We start from the raw sequence: 19,783 nt of genomic DNA, 5'->3' as shown, positions 1-19,783 counted from the left end.
CATGGCGCGCCGGTAAAACGTTAGCCGGCGGCTCAACTTTGGGCTGAAGACTTCGAACCGGTGCGCGCCCCGGGGACGGGTCGCACCGCTCGAAGCAGTCGAATGAAGGGAATGTTCCATAAGATAAATACCTCATGGACGGGCTTCGAATTCTAGAACGTGAATTGATAATCATCTGAAAGGCCTCCTGCCCGCCCCAGAGAAAGGGGTGGCCAGGGTCTAGAGTTGAGATGCAACGCTCAACCAACCCTTCAGGAGGCTGAAATGAAGTATAGCGGCATCGATCTGCACTCGAATAACGCCGTGGTCGCGGTGATCGACGACGACGATCGGGTGCTGTACTGCAAGCGGCTGACCAACGACCTTGCATTGATCGTGACAGCGCTAATGCCCTGGCGTGACGAACTGCAGGGAGTCGTGGTGGAATCGACATTCAACTGGTACTGGCTCGTCGACGGACTGATGGCCGCTGGTTTTGCCGTACATCTGGCCAATACCGCAGCGATCAAGCAGTACGAGGGCCTGAAGTACTCCGGTGACGAACGCGACGCCGTATTCCTTGCCCACATTTTCCGGCTTGGACTACTGCCCGAAGGCTACATCTATCCGCCGCGCGAACGTGCGTTGCGCGACTTGGCGCGCAAGCGCATGCAGCTTGTACAGCAACGCACCCTGCACGTCCTGAGTATCGAAAGCCTGCTGGCCAGGCAGTTGAACCTGCGCATCAATGGTGAACACGTACAGCGTCTCGACGACGCAGCGGTGCGAGCACTCGCGCTGCCGCCGCACGTCGAACGCGCGTTGATGGCGAACCTAGCGGTCTTGCGCACGCTACGCACGGCAATCGCCTCCCTCGAAACCATTCTTCATCAGGAAGTGAAATTGCGCTCGGAGTTCCGCATTCTGAAGACCACGCCAGGCATCGGCGACGTGCTTGCCGCAACGATCATGCTCGAGACAGAGAGCATCACGCGATTTCCCGGCGTCGGTCACTTCAGCTCCTACTGCCGGTGCGTCGAGAGCAAGCGGATCTCCAACGGCAAGAAAAAAGGCGAAGGCAATACCAGGAACGGCAACAAGTATCTCGCCTGGGCGTTCATCGAGGCCGCAGCGATCTCGCTGCGAACCTGCCCGCAAGCGCGACGCTTTTATGAACGCAAGAAGGCGAAGCGCCTGCCGGTGGTCGCGATGAAGGCACTCGCGCACAAGCTGGCGCGCGCTGCCTACTACATGATGCGCGACGGTAAGCCCTTCGAGGTTCAACGATGCTTTAGCTAAGTTTCGCGGGGGGCCGCGAGCCCGGTAATTGTGTTGGTTTGAACCCAGTGGATTGATTGGGCGCAGCCCCCGGCCATCCCGATGCAGCGAACACTGAGACGCCTAGACCATGAGCCGACAACAGTCTGGTGCCCGCAAAAGGGTAACCCTGGAATTGTCATGTACTCCTGGACATTGGCCTGGCACCGACGGTTTTCTGGAGCTCGATATGAGCCAGGGGCAAACGCCAGCTCAGTTGCGCCTGCCTTGATCCCGATGGGTGACTGGTGCGGATCAGTTCCGCAACCACACAGACGAGAAACCGGACGCGTCATCATGTTTCGCGGCGCGGTGTGGCCGAGACCGGATTGCAACCACGCAAAAACAATGCGTGAGGGAGATAATTTACCCGTTTACCTTGGCCTTTGAATGGGTGACAGAATTACCTCGATCGACGGTGGGCATCCCATTCTCCATCAATTTCATAAAAGTCCATTCCAGGGTAATCCCTTATTCTTTGCCGCCCACTCCTCTAGACTGGAATCACTGCGCAAACGGGCGTTTGCACAAAAATACAGTCTGCAGGTCCACCATGAAATCGCTTATCCAAGCAGTTGCTGTCGCCGCTGTACTTACTGTCCCCGCCGTGTCGTACGCTCAGTCGAACGCGCCTCTTACCCGTGCCGAAGTTCGCGCGCAGCTGGTTCGGTTTGAAAAAGCTGGCCCGGCTGATACCAACACGAGCTACCCGGTTCAAACCCAGGCAGCCGAATCAAACGTGGCTGCCCAAAATGGCGCATCGACTGGCTATGGTGGTGTAGCCAACGGTTCCTCCGCATCGGGTGCCAGGCATTCGGTCTCAGCCGCCGACTGGCGCTCGATGTACGGCAATCCCTAAGCCAATCAACAGAAAGCAACTCTTCAGGCGCGCGGTGTATCCGCGCGTTTTGTCGTTTCAAAATTAAACTTGTCCATTGGGTATGGCGGTACTCAGTTGTGTACCGCAACTGTTGTCCGTTGCGCGCAGCCGGCGCGAATGAGGCCGTGAGGTGCCTGTAGGCCCACTTCAAGTCAAGAGGTCCGCGATCATAACGTCGCCTTGAATACCCCGTCGTGCGTCTGGAAAAATGCAGTGCGCGAGAGGACTGCCGCGCATCGAGATGAAATAGGCCGGTTGGACGTAGCGCAGAGCGACCTTACATCCTGCGGGTGGCCGGCATGTACGCGTCAAAGGACGGCGATCTCACGAGGCATGACGAGTTCCTTCACACGCATTGCTGGTTCCGCCGGCCAGCGCCGCCAGCGGCGATTGAGGATCCAGCAGCGCGCTTCGAATGAAATGCAGATCACTCAGGACGCGTTGCAACAGGTGACGCGCCTCACGCGGCGGCGTGAATGTCACCAGCGTCTGCTGGACCGCGGCGATCGCATCGGCGGTCGCCGACAGCGCGGCAGCCAGCCGGTCCGGATTCGGCTGGCCGAAAAGCGCTGCGACGGCGTCGCGCATCGTGCGGATCGGTGCACGCCACGGCATCGTCTCCGCATAGCGCGCTTCGGTCCGCAACGTTGCAAGCTTGCTGCGCAGATCGATCATCGCGTTGCCCACTTCGAGCACGGCGAACAGCCAGCGCAACGTGTCGCGCTTGACCTCAGTCTCGTTTTCGGCAAGCGCGCTGATCTGGAACATCAGATCGCGCGTGCCGCTCTCGAAGCGCGAACGCAGTCGCGTCAGACGCGCATGACAGGCGGCCACGACCTGGCGGCGCAGGTCGACAAGCAGGCGGTTGCGCAGCCACGGCGTCGACGGCGGCAGCAGCACGGCAAACGCGATCGACGACACCAGCAGCGCCAGCACCAGCGCCAGCGCGTTGTTCATGAAGCTCATCGGGTCATAGTGGATCAGGTTGTCCGGGCCGGCGAGGAAGCAGAAGTAGATGCAGTACCCGATGCCCCAGCCGGCGATTGATGGCTTCGTCGTCATGTAGACGCCGATCAACAGGAACGGGGTGAGTGCCGCGCACAGCAGCGGAAAACCGTCGATGTGCGGGTAAATGACAAACATCGCGACTAGTCCCGCCAGCGACGAGAGCAGTGTCCCGCCGGCCATCTGGAGTGCGAAGCGCGTGGGGTACGGCGAGGACGAAACCAACGCACAGTAGGTCGCCGCCGTTAGCAAAAGCATCGAGCCGCTCGGCCACGCGGTCGCGATCCAGAACGCGCCCAGCACAATGATCACGAGCGCGGCCCGCACACCGGCGACGCCCGCGGCAATCGCGTTCGTTTTCGCCTCATAGCGTTCGACCGAGCGTTCGCGTTCGTGCGTATCGACAGCAAGCGATGCATAGGTCGCCGTGTACGCGTGCAGGTCGTCGACGAATCGGTAAAGCAGTTCGGCCGCGGTATCGAAGTCGAGCCACCGCACGTCGGGACGCACCTCGAGTGCGGCGCGCGTCGCGCGCACGCGCCTCGGTAATGCGGCCTTGAAGGCTTCGAGCCGGGCGGCCGCGTGTGCTGCATCGGCGGCGCTCAGCACCGGTTCGCCCGACCTGCTGAGCAGCGGCGCGATTTCCTTGAAATACGGCTCGAGGGCTTCGATCGTCACCGACGAGCCCGCGTCGTGCAGCCGGTTGATTAGTTGATGCAGCGCGTGAAAGCGCGTCGACGCGGTCATGAACTCGCTGTTCAGACGCGACAGCCGGCCACGCCTCATCCTCGCGTCGGGGCTGTCGAACACGGCGACACTACGGATGGCCTCGAAACCAACGATGTCGTCGACAAAACGCGCGTTGACCGCTTCGATATGTGCGCGATCGGGCCGTCCCGACAGCGACGCCGACACGAATTCGACGAACGTACAAAAGCGTTCACGCACCGTGGTGCGCATCTTTTCGCCAGCGTACTGCGGGAACACCAGCGCGCTGACCGTACCCGCGCTGATGATGCCGACCATCACGACGGTCACCCGCGTGAGCGCGGCCAGAAACGCATCCTGCGGATGTAGTGCTGCGGGGAAGCCAATCACCGCGGCCGTATAGCCCGCCAGCACGAAGCCGTACGAGCGGAAGTTGCGATAGCGTGCGGCGCCCGCAGTACAGAAGCCGATCCAGATTGCGGTCGAGACGATGAAAAGCTCGGGCTGCTGTGCGAATAGCCCGAGCAACGCCAGCATCACAACCAGACCGACCAGCGTGCCAACGATCCGATAGAAGCTCTTCGCGAAGACCATCCCGCTTTGCGGCTGCATCACGATAAACACGGTGGTCATCGCGCTGCCCGGCTGTGGCAATTCAAGCCTCATCGCGATACCGAGCGCGAGCAGCGCGGCTGCGAGTGCCTTGAACAGATAGATCCACGTGCGGCCGTCGGTTCGTGTCCAGTCGACGGCAGCCGCGTAGAACGCCGCAAGCGGCGGCGTCGGATCCGGAGGGGAAGAAGGCGCGATAGACATGGTCGATCCTGTCTTTACTGAGCTGCCGCTGCGCGAGCAGGTGTGCTCGCAGCGGTGTGGTTGACTGCAGACGCTGCGAATACGGTCAATTGCTGTCTACGCGACTCGCTGGACGAGGATCGCCAAGGACGCCATCGAATGCAGGACACTCCCTCAATCGGCGCGGTACCGGACGGCCCCGCTCGACACGAACGCGTTTTTTCGAACTGAGCTTGAGGCCGGCCTTGAGAGAGTACCTGCCGTCCATATCTTTCATCGTCGGTCAGCCAGCAAGCAATGCCTGGTCGCTTGCAATGACTTCCGGTAGATGGACGCGCAGAAACTCGACCCACGTCCGTGTCTTCGCATCGGTGAACTTTCGCGAGGGATAACGGCCGTTATCCGACCAGTTTTTCAGTGTGGTTAGACAAACATGCAGCCGTGCAGGCAATTGCGTTGCTCGCCGAACTCGCGAGGCTATACTTTTCCCAGCCCGGCCATAGAATCAAAGTGATGACGATTCCAAGGGCTGCACCGGCTGTGCTATTCACATTACGCCATATCGCTAGTTCCCAGGGTGAGCCCGTCGGCAGTCCAAGCTGCGCAACCAGAATGAAGTGAGGCATAAGAAACAGAATATATGAAACATAACCGCCCGCTCGCGCGGCCAGCGAGCCGGCTGGCAAGGGAAGTATCGTCAGTGCGAGCAGCAATGGGCTGTGAAACGCAAAGCCCAATACCGAAGGCAGCGTCGCACCTAGAATCGTACCTCCGACGCGCAACATTGAGACCTCCAACGTCTGGGCGAAGTTTGGTTGCACGACAAACAGACTTGTCAGCACCAGCCAGTATCCCTGTTTGATTGGCAGGTGCGTCGAGATCGCGATGGCGATCATTGTCCCCAGAGCCAACCGAGCCGAATAGCGGCCAAAATGGCTGCCAGCGATTGCCTCATTCCAGAGATCACGCAAGAACTGCCGCAATCCTCGGTGTTTGTGGGCCGGGCCAATCCGCTGGCCACCCGCGCGTCTCGACATGATTGCGCCTTTCGGGCCGGCAATCAAACCTTTCGGTTGAACGATGAGCGCAAAGCCGATCATGACGAATTCCTGGCTCGCGGCGTCAGTAACCATCGTCTTGAGAAGCCTTCGACAGAGCCGAATCTCGCAGTCCAGATAATAACGCTGAGGTGTAGTCGTAGCCGGAGAAGTTCTTGACGAAGAGCGCTTCGGTGGCGGTGGCGTCTTTCTCGCAACCGCTATTGCCCATCGGCTGTCCGCAGCATGTCTGCTCAAGCGGAAAGTCGACATCACAACCCAAACGCTCGAGAAGCTCGAGTGTTGCGATGCCGACGTGCGGAAAAAAGGCGTCGATGAAACATGGAACAAACAAGGCAACTTTCATGATGTCTCCGGTGACTACCAATGACTTCAATTGAACGAACCTGTCGAATCGCGATACCTCATGGCAAGCTCGTCACGCAATTGAAATTCCCGATCTTCGCTTGCCGGCGGATTGCAGACCGCGTGCATTGCGTTACAACCGGAATCCAGCCGATTGGCCCGTATATGTAACTGACCACTCGGGCCAACCTACAACCTGAAGCACGCACCGTAGATATGGTGGGTGGCGATGGCGTTCATCAGTAATGACCCGAAGTCAGGTCGACCTTGCCTTTGAACACGTTGTAGCTGTAGATCGTGTAGATCAACATCAACGGGTAGACGAACAGGCCCGCGCCCCAGAACATGAAGGCAAGGCTTGCATGCGGACCTGCTGCCTGAGCAACCGTTAGCGAGAACGGGATCATGTATGGCCAGAACGAGATGGCCAGCATCGCGTACGCGCAGATGAACAGCAGCACGATCATCAGAAACGGCTGGTTGTCGCGACGCCGCCTGACGCCGGTCAGGGTGCCGGCGATTGCGCCGAGTGCGACCAACGGCACAAGAAAGAGATAGGGACGATCCAGCCAACGGTGCATGATCGCGAGGTTTTCGTGAAGTGCATGAACGAACAGCAAGATCAACAAAACGAGCACCACCAGAAGCAACGGCGCAATTGCACGATACGCAGCGTCACGCGCATCTGCCTCGCATTTCTTGACGACCCAGCTCGCACCGAGCAGAGCGTAGCCGGCACATAACGCCACACCGCACAGCGCCGAGAAACTGCTGCACCACGTCATGACGTCGCCCGTAAAGCGGCCGTTGACGACCGGCAGGCCCTTGGCCAGCGTGCCGACCATTGCGCCCTGCATGAAGGCGGCAATGACCGAACCCACCACGAAACCAACATTCCAGATTGTCCGCGTACGGCGAGCCCTGCCACGGAACTCGAAGGCGACCCCGCGAAAGATCAGGCCCGCGAGCATCAGGATCACGGGCACATAGAACGCGGAGACCATTAGCGCGTAAGCCTGCGAAAATGCGCCCCACAACACCACACCGGCGACGATCAGCCAGGTCTCGTTGCCGTCCCACAGCGGCGACACGGCGGCCAGCATATGACGCCGGCGTGTTTCGTCCCGGGTCAGGCCGAACAGGATGCCTACGCCGAGGTCGAAACCGTCGAGCAACACGTACAGCAACATGCTGAGAGCGAGTATCAGCGACCAGTAGAGGACCATTTCCATTTCCCCCGGATCATTTGACCGTTGACGGCAGTTCCGCCGCCGCCGCAAGCGGACGGTTCGGCAAGGCGACAGGCGGCGTATGCAGCAGATCCTCGGCAGGTCCGCCTTTGAGCAACTTATAGATGTAGTAGGTACCGAAGGCGAAGATGAAGATGTAAGTCGCACAAAAGACGATTAGCGAACCCGCCGCCGCACGTGGGCTCAGGAACGGCGTGAGGGCGTCCGCGGTGCGCAGCAACCCGTAGACGGTCCAGGGCTGCCGCCCCACTTCGGCGGTGAACCAGCCCGTGAGAGTCGCGATGAACGGCAGCGGAAAGCACAGGAATACCGTCCACAACAACGCGCGCCGCCGTGGCAAACGCTCCTTGAACGACAGCAAGGTCCCGCCCCAAGCGACCAGCAGCATGAGAAGACCGCACCCCACCATGACCCGGAAGGCAAAGAATGGAATGGCAATCGGCGGCCGCTCGCCGCGCGGAAAATCCGTGAGACCGACCTCTTTCGAATCGAGCGTCATCGATGCAATCAGGCTTCCGAGCACCGGACCTGAGATCGCGTAGTCGTTCTTTTCGTGCGCTGCATCAGGCCATGCAAGCAGCACTTCGGATGCAGGTTGTTCGTCGTGCCAACGCGCCTCGATCGCTGCAAACTTGATGGGCTGGTAACGGTGCACATAATCGCCGACCAGATGTCCGAACAGCAGTTGAACCGGCACAAGGATCGCCGCGAGAAACAGGCCCATACGCAGCATGATCCGCGCTTCGGCGGGACACATCCTGCGCAGCGTGTACCACGCACCTGTCGCGGCGACACAGAACGCGCCAGTGACATAAGCCGCGAGCAGCATATGAGGAAACCGCACCCATACAACCGGACTGAAGATGATCTTCGCCCAGTCGTCCGGCACGTAGATGCCGTTCTGGATCGTGTAGCCCACCGGATACTGCATCCAGCTGTTGTTCACCATAATCCAGAACGCCGAGAGTGTCGTGCCGAGCGCCACCATCGCGATGGAAAACAGATAGAAGCCCGGCCTCACCCTGTTCTTGCCGAACAGCAGGATGCCGAAAAACGACGCCTCCAGCATGAAGGCAGTAAAGGTCTCATAGGACAACAGTGGCCCCTGGATCGGCCCCGAAAGCCGCGAAAGTTCGCTCCAGTTCGTGCCGAACTCGAAAGCCAGTACGATCCCGGAGACCACGCCCATGCCGAATGCGATCCCGAAGATCTTCAGCCAGAAGTCGAATACCCGGCGGTATGCGGGCCGCCCGGTGATCAGATGCAGCGCTTCGAGTACCGTCAGCCATGCCGCCAGCCCGATCGTGAACGACGGGAAGATGATATGGAACGATACGGTGAAGGCGAACTGCAGGCGCGACAGCATGAGTGCGGTGATGTCCATCACGCCCCCTAGCGCCACAGGTTGGTCTGGGCGAGATCGATCACCTGGTCCGCCTGCCCGTTCAGGATCGCCTTGACCATATAGAGCGAGAACCCCTTGGCCATTTCGAGGTTGACCGCGGGCGGCATCGCCAGCTCCATCCGGTTGACCACTGCGTCGATCAGCACCGGACCGTTGTGGGCGAACGCCGCGGCAATGCCGGGTTCGACATCGTCGGGCTTTTCAAGGCGGATACCGCGGATTCCGACGGCTTCGGCCATGGCAGCGAAGTTCGGATTGTTCAGCTCGGTGCCGATCGGCACGAACGACGTGGACTTCTGTTCGAGTTCAATGAAGCCCAACGCACCGTTGTTGAAGACCACCACCTTCACCGGCAGACCCAGTTGAGCCAGGCTCAGGAAATCGCCCATCAGCATTGCGAAACCGCCGTCGCCCGACATGGAGATGACCTGGCGGCCGGGAAAAGCCGCCTGTGCGCCGATCGCCTGCGCCATGGCGTTCGCCATCGAGCCGTGCCAGAACGATCCCATCAGCCGGCGCTTGCCGTTCATCGCGAGGTAGCGCGCGCCCCACACCGTCGGCAGGCCAACGTCGCAGGTAAACACGGCGTCTTCCGTTGCATGGTCGCTGATTGCCCTGGCGACCTGCTGCGGATGGATCAGCGACTTCCTGGCACCGGCCTGCGCCAGCGCGTCGAGATCCCTGCGCGCCTTGTGATAATGCTGCTGAGCCTGGATGAGATGCGCGGAGTCGTTTTTCTCCTGCAGTTTCGGCATCAGTGCCCTGAGCGTCGCCTTCACGTCGCCGACGATGCCCAGATCGAGCGGCGCGCGGCGCCCAAGATGGCCGGGACGAATGTCGATCTGGACAATGCGCGTGCCGGTTTTGCGGGGATAGAACTGGCTATACGGAAAGTCCGTTCCCAGCATCAGCAGCAGATTGCAATCAAGCATCGCGTAGTAGCCCGACGAGAATCCGATCAGACCGGTCATGCCCACGTCGTACGGGTTGTCCCATTCGATGTGCTCCTTGCCGCGCAACGCATGCACGATCGGGGATTTCAGTTGCGCGGCCAGCGCCACTACCTCGTCATGCGCGCCCGCGCAACCCGAACCGCACAACAGGGTCACGCGGCCCTGCCCGTTGAGGATCGCGGCCAGCCGGTCGAGATCAGCTTCGGCCGGCGTGACGACCGCCTGCGGCGGCAACAGGCCTGCTGGCGAAGGCGGCGGTGCATCGACCGCCTGCTGCAACGCGACGTCGCCAGGGATCACGACGACTGACACGCCACGCTTGCCGGTCGCCTCGCGGATTGCGATTTCCAGCGTACGCGGCATCTGGCTGGCGCTCGAGATCAGTTCGCAGTAGTGGCTGCACTCTTTGAACAACGACTCCGGATGGGTTTCCTGGAAGTAGCCGCTGCCGATTTCCCGCGACGGGATATGCGCGGCGATCGCCAGCACCGGCACGCCAGAACGATGACAGTCGAACAGGCCGTTGATCAGATGAAGATTGCCCGGCCCGCAGCTGCCGGCACAGACAGTGAGCGAGCCCGTCAGGTGTGCTTCGGCTCCCGCGGCGAATGCAGCAACTTCCTCGTGTCGCACATGAATCCACTCGATGTCGCCGTGACGGCGGATCGCATCGGTCAAGCCGTTGAGGCTATCGCCGACGATGCCGTACACCCGCTTGACGCCTGCAGCTACCAGTACCTCGACAAACTGCTCCGATACGGTCATTGACATTGCAATTCTCCAATAAAGACCTTCAGTTTCAAATCGTTCGGCACGCCACGTAATGGCAGCCGCGGCTTCGCACCCTTGTGAAGCTTGCCCCGCGACCCGTCGTTCGAGCGAAGCAGCCGCTGCGCGAACATATCGCGCACCGCGCAGGTACAGCCGGTCTATGCGCTCGCGTTCATCCGATCTCCAACCGCACAAAGCAAATCGACGCGCTTGAACGGCTTCGCTAGAGCCCTTGCTGCCCTAATCGCGAAGGCCGCATCTGCATCGAAACCTTCCCTTGAGTCAAAAAGGCCCGATATTGCAATGATTGGCATTGTGGGATGGATCCCCTTTATTTCCGCGATGACTACGGCTCCGCTCAAATCGGGCATGTGAGTATCGGTCACGTTCAGTGACGGCGCAGCGAGCATGACGGCTGTGAGCCCCGCCCTGCCATCGATAGCCTTGCGCACGCCATATCCCGCCACCTGCAACCACTCCCCTATCGCTTCGCGCAGGATCGGGTCGTCTTCGATAACGAGGACGTCTGTAGTTCCTTTAGTATTCATGTGGTAGCCGGCCTTCAGTTGTGGTACCGCGTGGCTTGAGCAGCACGTACGACGGAAATTCTACTTTTCGTCTACCCGCAAATGAATAATAGGATTGTGTGAGAGGCCCGACTTCATGGCCGGACACACGGTCACCTTAGGTTGGTGATCAGAGTTTTCGCGCAGAAACTGTCTATGGTCGGCTGTTCGAAGCTACAAATGCGTCCAGAACGAGCTTGCCTCAGTGTTGCCCTACGCGCGCAGCGCGGAGCTCCTGAGCAAGCTCTTGCCCATTGGGGCGGGCAACAGTGCCAGCACAGTGCGCGCTCGCACCTTGCACGTCGGACACCGCCTGGAATCGGCGCTGACGGCTGCGCCCGTGAAACCGCGAGGTCGTCGCACGCCCCAGCCTCACGTCACTACAGTAGGCCTGGACGGTGGCTATGTTCGCCATTGCGACCCCGCTGCAGGGCACGCCTTCGAGATCATTGCTGGACGGCTACTGGCCGACGACGGCGCGCAGAGCAGCGTGGGCTTTGTGCGCACCGTCGACCAGCACTCGCGTACGCGGGTACAGCGAGCCGTTGCCGAACAGGGCAGGAGCAGCGATAACCTGATGGTCCTCACCGATGGCGACAGCCGCTTGCGTGACTTGCAGCTGTCGGTACTGCCCAGGGCGACACATGTGCTGGACTGGTATCACCTGACGCGGCACCTGACCGTGTTGAGCAACGTCGTGTGCAGCAAGCAAGCCGCAGCACGGTTGCCCTCACGAGAGCACGCCCGCTATCGGAGTGGGTCGACTCGATCAGGTGGCGCTTGTGGCACGGCCGACCCGTCACGGCCATCGCCCGGCTCGAGTCCTTGCTGAACCGGCTCGCGCGGCCTTCTTTGGCGGGCAAGGCCGTGGTGACTCGAGCCCACAAGCTCGCCGCCGGGTTGCTTCAATACTTGAAGAACAACGCCGAATCGTTACCCGACTATGGCCGTCGGTATCGGGCTGGTGAGCGCATCTCGAGCGCGTTTGTGGAGTCGGCCGTCAACCAGATCATCGACAAGCGCATGTCGAAATCGCAGCAAATGCGTTGGTCGCCGCAGAGTGCACACCTTCTGCCTCAGGTGCGAATCCGCGTCATCGACGGCCGTCTTCGCTAGGACTTCGAACGGTGGTACCCCGGCTTACCGCCAACGACACCACCCTCCAACTCAACGCCTGACCCCACCAAATAGAACGCTCTCCCGCGCCATCGCCAACCCGATCAATCAATGGAATGCATTTGGTCAGGCGAGGTGCGTTAAAAAAGCCTAATTGCGTCCGCACCACCAGCATCCCTAACCTCCCGAACAAAGCCCATCGCAATCATCATGAGACGCGGTCATTCGCTATCAAAGGCTGCTGCAATCCTGACGGACGTGTTGAAAGAGACTGTCTAACGAGGCTTCGCCTCAGGAGAGTTCGCCTGCAGAAAGCGCCCGCTTCGTGCAAACTCACGCCTTTCCCAACGAATGGTGCAAGGAATGAGACGTTTGAAACAGGGGCTTACCGCTATCACATTAGTATTTGGCATTGCCGCCGCGGCACAAGCCCAGCAGTCGGCTGCGGGCGGAGTTGCCGAGAGGTATTTTGAAGGGAACCTGCCACTTGAAAGCGGGCAGGTCATCAAGGACTTTTCGATCTCGTACGAGACACATGGCACGCTAAACGCCACGAAATCGAACGCGATCCTGATGGTCACTGCGATCGGCGGCAACCACCATCGACTCGATTACCTGATTGGCCCAGGCAAGGCGCTCGACACCGACAAGTACTTCATCATCACGACCGACGCGATCGGCAATGGTCTGACAACCTCGCCGTCCAACAGCGTCGCCCAGCCCGGCATGTCATTCCCGCATTTCCTGATTCGCGACATGGTCAATTCGGAATACCGCCTCGTTACGGGCAAATTCGGAATTACGCATCTGTTCGCGGTGGTTGGCGCATCAATGGGCGGCATGCAGACGTTGCAGTGGGGCGTCAGTCATCCTGACATGATGGACGCGCTGGTTCCGATCGTCCCGCTGGGACGCACGCCCGCGTGGACCAAAGCCGTGCTCGATCTCACGCGTCAAGAAATCATGTCCGATCCGGCTTGGGACAACGGAAACTACAAGCAGAACCAGCCGCCGCAAGAGGGAATGCGTCTGTGGGCCGGTACTATGGCGCTGATCACCCGCACGCCGCAGTTGCTCAGGAATACGATGCCCAAGAGTGACGATGCCAAGTCGTGGCTCGCAAAAACCGAAGATGACGGGTGGAAAAATTTTGATGCGCGAAACTGGGTTTATCAGACGTGGGCCTACGATGCGCATGACATCGGCACCACACCGGGTCTGAACGGCGACTACCATCAGGCGTTACGGTCGATCCGGGCGCGCACGCTGATTCTCGCCGGGGTCGGCGATCTGCTCAACCCTGAAGCCGAAGCAGTGGAAGCCACACGCTATATTCACGGCGCGCAATTCGAAACGATCGAACCGCGCTGGCCTTCAGGTCATTTTTCCGCCGCCGGGGTCACCCCGCCTGAAGTGGATTTCCAGAATCAGGCCATCGGGGCCTTCCTCACCAAAGTCTACGCAAGCAGGGACGCGAATGACGTGCGCCAGGCGGCTGCGAATGCCCAGTGACATGAACGCTGTATGCCTGCTGGAACGCTTATCCAGGAGCAATAGTGCTGGCGCGTTCGCCAGGAGCTGGACAGCGAGATGGCGGCAGCGGCCTGAGCCTGTTCAGTACTCGGTGCTGAACGCGGCGCGTGCAGGCGATGTCGGCGCCGCCATGCGGATCGATTGCAATTGATGAAAAGAAAGCGCCGTTCAGTGCTTAACTGAACGGCGCTCCTTAACATTACAGCCGTAGTTATTTCATTATACTAAATTAGTATCGCTACTTTTTATAGACACTATGAATGAGATCGCAAAAGCGTGGAAACATGCCCCTTTTCAGGAGAACCGGACCGATGTCTTCCCCCAATGCTGGTGTGCATGGCACAGTACAACTGCTCATCGGGATCGACCCGGTCTCCGAAATGATCCGGCGCACCGTGCGCCTTGAAGCCGCCCCCAACGGCCGCAGTGTGATGCTGATCGACACCGACTCGCGCAAACCCGGCATCCACCGCGAAACACGCTACGAGATCACGCCCGCCGAACTGATCGCCGCGATCCGCGCACAAGGCACCAGGTTGCATGCCGAATTACGTGCCGATCTCTGCGAAGAGCAGCATGCCGATGTTGCCGGGCACGGCTGAGACCCGGCCGGACCGCCCCTGAACCCCGCGCCGTTTCGGCAGATCGCGACAATGCCGGACGAGGCTGAATGGTTCGTTAACCACAAACGGACTTCGCCGGCACTCCACGCGACCTGATAACCCACGTCGGTATTTTTTCCGGCACCTCGACAGAATCCGCCTCCATGGAACCCCTCTTCATGCACCCGTCCACCGCCCGGGGCGCCGCTGCCAGACTCTCCATTACCTAGATCGAGACCGCGCTGCGCCGCTGGCGCGCGCGGCCCCGTACAGTCATCGGAAATGGCGTATCGCCAGTCGAGGCGCTTGACGGATTGCATGCGCGGATAACAGCAAGGCATCAGACCGCCGTGCGTTGGATCGACCTCATTTTTATCGAGCGGCATGCGCTGGGCATCCTGCATCCGCATCCGGTGGGTCACGCATGGCCGGGGCAGCCGCCTGTGACCGACGAAGCCGCCGGCGCGCCGGGAGTCAGCGCAATCGATGCTTCAGGCACCGAAGCATAACGACATCAAAGACAGACAGGATCACCGTCCGGGAAGATCATCGCGCAGCACTAGCCAAACAGCGCGTGCCGACCACCATTGCAGTCGTGAGCCGGGACGGCTTTCACCGCACCCCGCGGTTCGACTCACCTGATGTTGCGCGCATCGGTCATCGCCGGAAGGGCGTCGTTTGTTGATCGCTAAACGGCCACAACGACTGGCTGGCTACGCCCCCGGGTGCGCCGGCGGCACGCCAAACAGGCAACCGAACGCAGCAAACTCAGCACTGTTGATCTGATCAAGGTCGATCGCCCCCAGGCGCTGTTCGAGCAGCCGTTCATGGAGCGCCGTTAGCAACTGCACCTGCCGCACACCATCTGAACTGTTGTGATATAGCCGCGCCTGATCATGATGGCTGCGCTAGTACTGGATTACCCGTTCGAGCTGAGCGAGAGTAAAACTCTGCATTGGTCCGCGTGTCCTCATAAAAATAACATTCCGATTACAGGCTGGTGAACGAAATCCCTTGTGGCATCGTGCGCTCTGCACTTCGTCAGCCGTTTGCAACCCTTGCCTGAATCGCGTCAGGCATCGGACCACACATTCAGTCGAGGTCGAACAAAGCCCGGTCTGCCGGTAGCGTGAGAGCCTCGTCCATCATTTTTGCCTGAACTCGGCTTCGTCCATTTCGCCGCGCTCAACGCGCCGCAGAACGGCCTCGCCCACGAGCGTGAGCTTGCGTGCCCGATCGGCTTTGCTCGAGGTTCAAACCAGGGTAACACGCGAGACGCCTGATGGTGCTGTCATGGCCGATAATGGCAGCCCATTTTTTCAGTCGTGGTGCGTGCATGAGTCGATCCGCTGGCACAACGACGCGATCAAGAGTCTGGTAGCGGCAGGTTACGGCGCAGCGCTGTTGCCCCATGAGGCCACTACGCCATTACCCGACAGGCGCATTGTCATGCGTCCGCTGCGCCCGGCGTTGTGGCGTCGGCTCGGCATTGCACATCGTGCGGAGTACGTTGAGCGTTCCACGCAACACGTACTTGATGTGTTGTGGGATCTGCGATTGGCGTAGGAGTTGCCATTTGCCGCTTCGGTTCGTTCTCGCTGGGACAGTAGCCTTATTGCACGCCACGACGAACGAACGGCCGGTTTGTAGAACAAGGGGTAATCGTACTTTTCGTGTAATTTCTGGCGGCTTGAACCTGAAACCCATCATCGATCATTGACTTGCGCGCTCTCCGATTGCGCAAAAACAGTGTCGTCATCACGCCTTTTTGCTAGCGGTTCAGCATGTAACAACCGCCAGATTCCGCACGAAAAGTACGATTACCCCAAAAAGCCCAACCGAATCGCATTCGTGCAGACCCAAAAAATATCTCATCTTAAGCGAGCGGCATCGGCGAGCGCGATAACGGGATGCTGGGGTTGATCAGATGAAGACCGATATCCGCAATTTTGCACCGCGCGTTGGATAACACGACGACGCCGACCGCGGCCCAGCGCAAGAAAGCGACCACCGCGCTGTACCCCGCCGTCTCGCCGCTGTGCACGACCATCTCGTCGTCTTCCAGGGAATCCACGCCCCAACCGAGCCCAACCTCGCGAGCACGCTCACCGCGAGACCTCCGTATCACGACCGTGTCGCTGATTGCGGCCTCAAGAGATGAAGGACGCGATCCGAGCATCGCCTCGATGAACGTCAGCTGGTCGTTGACCGTGGATCGCAAGGCGCCAGCCCCCGCGAAAGGCGGTCCATAGTTCCAGTTGGGGGTCGGCTTGAGCTTCAGATCATGGCCTGGGGCAAGCCGGTTTTTCAAAGTGTCGGAAAGCTCTATGGCCGTGCTGTCCAAACTGAGAGGTGACAGAATTCGCTCGCGAATCAACGATTCGTAGTCCCTTCCAGCGCGGCATGAAAGCGCATGGCCTAGTAGGCCGACCCCGAGGTTCGAATATCGAAACTTGGCACCGATCCTGTGAATCATTTGATGCGTGGTCAGAAACTGATAAAGATCATCGACAGAGTAATTCGCATATGCGTCGGCTGTTTCATCGCCCACAAAATTCTCAGGCATGGGCGGCAGTCCGGACCTGTGAGTCGCGAGATCGTGCAGCGTAATCGTGCGCCCGTTGCGCACCGGTACGGACGCGCCCGCCGGCAACAAGTCCTGCACCGGCTCGTCGAGCGCCGCTTCGCCGCGCCGTACCATGTCCGCTAGCAAGAGCCCGGTATAGCCCTTCGTCACAGAGCCAAGTTCAAACAAGGTATCACCGTCTGGCTTGCGGGGATCGTCGTGCCCGAAGCGACCGTGACTGATTATGCGCCGCCGGGTTCCTTCGATGATGCCAAGTACGATACCAACGCCCTGCTGCCACACGTCAATGCGCTCGGCGAGGATATTCTTAAGCGCGGTGTCGTCGGGAAAATGAGAACTGCGTGCCGGGTCCCTGCTAAACGCTTTCACCATGTCACTCACATAACCTCCATCACTACCTTTCAGGCCTACAGATCCGTACGTCTACCTAATGGAGCACATTGACCGTTCAATGCCGGAATAAAGCGAGCGGCCGCGCACAGGAGTAGCGGTGCTGCCCGTCAAATATGAGTCGTTGCTTGGAACACCTCCATATGAGGGATCGGCCCAACAGAACTCGTGGAGATGTGCATCGGCAGCCTGGATATCGGCAGGATAGTGCAAGTCGTGTGGCTCCGAGCCGTCAAAATACTGTCGCGATAGCGACCGCTCTCAGGCCACTCAATTAGTAAGCATTCTTCGTCAAGTGGCGCCGAGCCCATAGGCGCGACACCACCGCGCCTATGGGCACTTCAGATAAGATGGAAGCTCGCTGATAAGTCAGCTCCTCGACGCGTACAATCAGCAACACCTCGCTTTGATCGGTTCAGTTTCGATATTCACTCGGGACGAAAAAGCTACCTTCGCTCTCTCAATAGCCGCCCGCGCTAGTGCCCATGCTGCTACTCATGCTACTGCCCATATTGCTGCTACCCGAATCACTCATATCTCCTGGCGATGCGCATCCAGTCACTAGCACCGACAGCGCAAGCGAAACACCCATCAAAACCGCCGAATGAATTCGAAACTTCCTCATCTGCAATCTCCTGTTGGCACTCGGGGCATCGAGGCGGGAGCAACTTGCGTCACGCGTCAGGACCCGCTTCGAACCCGGTAAAAAAGCGCCCGCAGTGCGGGCCCTACGGGCGGCACCTTATGTCGTCGCGCCGTCACGTTACTGTCCATAACGATGGTGGGTCCTGGTTTATTCCAATACGTTGATCACAAATCTTTGGCGTCGACAGAAACCAGGTTACTTTCAGTACAGGGGCAACGAGCGTTCTATACCCGAGAACAGTCCAATGCGAGCTTCGATAGCCGATACCGCATACTTGATTGCTTGCTCTTGAAGGACTCGATCATTTCCCACCTGCTTCAGCAGGATGTTCAGGGCTGCAGGTCCATGCTCTCCGCCATCCAGTTCGATATGCCGGTTAGGTAATGCCTAAAGTAGGTTATCTCAATTTCTCCGCCTAGGGCGGCTTGCAGACGCTCGAACATTCCCGGAATGACATCTTCTCTTCCGAAGAAAAAATACGCCATTACCTCTTCCAGACTTCCTGTCAGCGCAACACGCAAGGAGGTCAGGACGAACGCCTGGACGTGTTCAGGAACAGCACACTCGCTCAAAGCGTGGGTCGGTGAGAGGCCCTGAAGTATTAGCCCGCAGAATGTCTCGAATTGTTTCGTGTCTGCACCCACTTCTTTCATAGCGCCAACATATAGTTCAAGATGGCTTATCGGGGATCGGTCGGGGCCGATGTCACTTTCTTCGGCGAGAGTAATCTCATTTATCAGGCGCGCACCTTCTCGATCTTTTGAGGGCATCCAGGGTAGTGACGCGCACGTCAGTTCGCGTTGAAGTCGCTTGGCCAGCGACATGAAATCCCCATACGGCAAAGACATGCGCTCTCATAAACGACCGCAGGCTTTCGACGCTTGCGACTTTTCTGTAAATAGTGTGGTCCGGCAAGCGCCGCCTCGCTTCTGCCAGATCTGCATGATCATTTATCTGTAAGCCTCTATTGACCTCTTGGTAAGACATATGCCCTCCGACCCGGTAGTGACAGAGAGCGGAACGAAGGAAGGCCGCACAAAATTCCATCTGCTTCCCGATGATTGTCTGGAGTGTCCTTACCGCTGTTTACAAGGAAGCGAGTAACCGGGTTAGGTGGCGTTGCCGAATTACGGGAGCGGTCGCGTACGACCGCACGATGAAAATGAGGATGGCATTGCGCTTTCAGTTTCATCACCATGCATCTTCTAAAAAGCTTGCAGTCGGTAACAAATCATTCGAATCCAACATCGTTTGGACTCGTGTGCTAGCCGGCCGTGACTCTCGTTCTGCGATGATCAGGCGACGCAGCGCAATCGAGCCCGTCATCGGCCACATGAAGACAGACGGAAAGCTCGATCGAAACTGGCTCAAAGGCGCCTTGGGCGATGCGATCCACGCGGTGTTGTGCGGCGCTGGCTACAACCTGCGGATGATCCTCAGGAAGCTACGGCTTCTTTATGCCTTCGTTGTTGCCGCTTTGCTCAACCTCAGCATTGCCGCCGATGTAATGGCGTGACGCCGGTTGCACGCAAGACGAATTGTTCAGGGCCGACTAGATAAGCCTTGAGCCCCTGAGATTTCGTCGAGGAGTACTTTCAGAAGATTGGCCTCCGGAGGCGAAAGCGACATGCGCGGCCTTGCGTCTGCCGCCAAGCGGTCAATGATCGCGAGAATGATGGGCGTGTCCGCAAGCACTTTTCGCCGCTGATCCTTGCCGCCGCTACTCTCGTGTTAGCCGCCTGCGCTGGCACGCGGGTACCCGTGGGGACTCGAGCCAAGGTCCGTGTTCTGCTTACTTTCCACATCGCAGAAGGATTGATCAGCCGCGAAACCCACTACGAGATCTGGCTAAAGGATGATGCGTGAGGCCGCCGCAA

At 59.2% G+C, this 19,783-nt stretch carries 14 protein-coding genes and 5 pseudogenes; 8 read left to right on the top strand and 11 right to left on the bottom strand.

Annotated features, from left to right (window positions below):
- Positions 1-264 precede the first annotated feature (264 nt).
- Positions 265-1,278: an IS110 family RNA-guided transposase gene (locus P0D73_RS44195; RefSeq protein ID WP_408436003.1), complete on the top strand. Its 1,014-nt coding sequence runs from the start codon at positions 265-267 to the stop codon at positions 1,276-1,278.
- Between the two features lie 571 nt (positions 1,279-1,849).
- A complete protein-coding gene (locus P0D73_RS44190) occupies positions 1,850-2,155 on the top strand; it encodes a DUF4148 domain-containing protein (protein ID WP_408436001.1) in 306 nt (101 codons plus the stop codon).
- A 345-nt stretch (positions 2,156-2,500) separates the two neighbouring features.
- Here the strand turns inward: P0D73_RS44190 and P0D73_RS44185 are convergent, their stop codons facing one another.
- The 8 genes and pseudogenes from P0D73_RS44185 to P0D73_RS44150 form a co-directional block, all read right to left on the bottom strand.
- Complete coding sequence (locus P0D73_RS44185) at positions 2,501-4,705, bottom strand: FUSC family protein (RefSeq protein WP_408435999.1); 2,205 nt, start codon at positions 4,703-4,705, stop codon at positions 2,501-2,503.
- Positions 4,706-4,967: 262 nt separating this feature from the next.
- Positions 4,968-5,078 (bottom strand): annotated as a pseudogene (locus P0D73_RS44180) (LysR family transcriptional regulator); the annotation flags it as partial.
- Positions 5,079-5,082: 4 nt separating this feature from the next.
- A complete protein-coding gene (locus P0D73_RS44175) occupies positions 5,083-5,784 on the bottom strand; it encodes an FUSC family protein (RefSeq protein ID WP_408435997.1) in 702 nt (233 codons plus the stop codon).
- A 91-nt stretch (positions 5,785-5,875) separates the two neighbouring features.
- Positions 5,876-6,088, bottom strand: a pseudogene (locus P0D73_RS44170) (heterodisulfide reductase-related iron-sulfur binding cluster); the annotation flags it as partial.
- 238 nt (positions 6,089-6,326) lie between these two features.
- The gene (gene cydB, locus P0D73_RS44165) at positions 6,327-7,319 is read right to left on the bottom strand and encodes a cytochrome d ubiquinol oxidase subunit II (RefSeq protein WP_408435995.1); all 993 of its coding nucleotides are present in this window, start codon (positions 7,317-7,319) and stop codon (positions 6,327-6,329) included.
- A 10-nt stretch (positions 7,320-7,329) separates the two neighbouring features.
- Positions 7,330-8,721, bottom strand: coding sequence for a cytochrome ubiquinol oxidase subunit I (locus P0D73_RS44160; RefSeq protein WP_408435993.1), 1,392 nt, complete (start codon positions 8,719-8,721; stop codon positions 7,330-7,332).
- An 8-nt stretch (positions 8,722-8,729) separates the two neighbouring features.
- Complete coding sequence (poxB, locus tag P0D73_RS44155) at positions 8,730-10,466, bottom strand: ubiquinone-dependent pyruvate dehydrogenase (protein WP_408435991.1); 1,737 nt, start codon at positions 10,464-10,466, stop codon at positions 8,730-8,732.
- A gap of 158 nt (positions 10,467-10,624) precedes the next feature.
- Positions 10,625-11,014 (bottom strand): response regulator, encoded by a 390-nt coding sequence (locus P0D73_RS44150; RefSeq protein ID WP_408435989.1) that lies wholly within the window; start codon positions 11,012-11,014, stop codon positions 10,625-10,627.
- Between the two features lie 843 nt (positions 11,015-11,857).
- Between P0D73_RS44150 and P0D73_RS44145 the strand changes: the two genes are divergently transcribed.
- From P0D73_RS44145 to P0D73_RS44125, 5 genes and pseudogenes are all read left to right on the top strand, one after another.
- Positions 11,858-12,148, top strand: coding sequence for a hypothetical protein (locus tag P0D73_RS44145; protein ID WP_408435987.1), 291 nt, complete (start codon positions 11,858-11,860; stop codon positions 12,146-12,148).
- Positions 12,149-12,511: 363 nt separating this feature from the next.
- On the top strand, positions 12,512-13,660 hold the full coding sequence (locus P0D73_RS44140) for an alpha/beta fold hydrolase (RefSeq protein ID WP_408435985.1): 1,149 nt from the start codon (positions 12,512-12,514) through the stop codon (positions 13,658-13,660).
- 332 nt (positions 13,661-13,992) lie between these two features.
- Complete coding sequence (locus P0D73_RS44135) at positions 13,993-14,283, top strand: hypothetical protein (protein WP_408435983.1); 291 nt, start codon at positions 13,993-13,995, stop codon at positions 14,281-14,283.
- A gap of 350 nt (positions 14,284-14,633) precedes the next feature.
- A complete protein-coding gene (locus P0D73_RS44130; RefSeq protein WP_408435981.1) occupies positions 14,634-14,792 on the top strand; it encodes a hypothetical protein in 159 nt (52 codons plus the stop codon).
- Positions 14,793-15,636: 844 nt separating this feature from the next.
- A pseudogene (locus P0D73_RS44125) lies at positions 15,637-15,849 on the top strand (LysR substrate-binding domain-containing protein); the annotation flags it as partial.
- Positions 15,850-16,159: 310 nt separating this feature from the next.
- Here P0D73_RS44125 and P0D73_RS44120 read toward each other — a convergent pair.
- The 3 genes and pseudogenes from P0D73_RS44120 to P0D73_RS44110 all read right to left on the bottom strand — a co-directional run bounded on the left by P0D73_RS44120 (position 16,160) and on the right by P0D73_RS44110 (position 18,893).
- Entirely contained in the window at positions 16,160-17,242 is a 1,083-nt protein-coding gene (locus tag P0D73_RS44120; protein ID WP_408436005.1) for a serine hydrolase domain-containing protein, read from the bottom strand.
- An 865-nt stretch (positions 17,243-18,107) separates the two neighbouring features.
- Positions 18,108-18,676 (bottom strand): annotated as a pseudogene (locus tag P0D73_RS44115) (DUF3050 domain-containing protein).
- Positions 18,636-18,893 (bottom strand): DUF3050 domain-containing protein, encoded by a 258-nt coding sequence (locus tag P0D73_RS44110; protein ID WP_408435979.1) that lies wholly within the window; start codon positions 18,891-18,893, stop codon positions 18,636-18,638. The pseudogene P0D73_RS44115 and the gene P0D73_RS44110 overlap by 41 nt, the downstream one beginning before the upstream one ends.
- A 301-nt stretch (positions 18,894-19,194) precedes the next feature.
- Here P0D73_RS44110 and P0D73_RS44105 point away from each other — a divergent pair.
- Positions 19,195-19,422: pseudogene (locus P0D73_RS44105) on the top strand (IS5/IS1182 family transposase); the annotation flags it as partial.
- Positions 19,423-19,783: the final 361 nt, after the last annotated feature.

Origin of the sequence: Paraburkholderia sp. RL18-101-BIB-B, from assembly GCF_046026985.1 — a bacterium.
Taxonomy (GTDB): Bacteria; Pseudomonadota; Gammaproteobacteria; order Burkholderiales; family Burkholderiaceae; genus Paraburkholderia.
The sequence above is the reverse complement of the archived record's forward strand: the minus strand, read 5'-3'. Positions and strand labels throughout refer to the sequence as shown.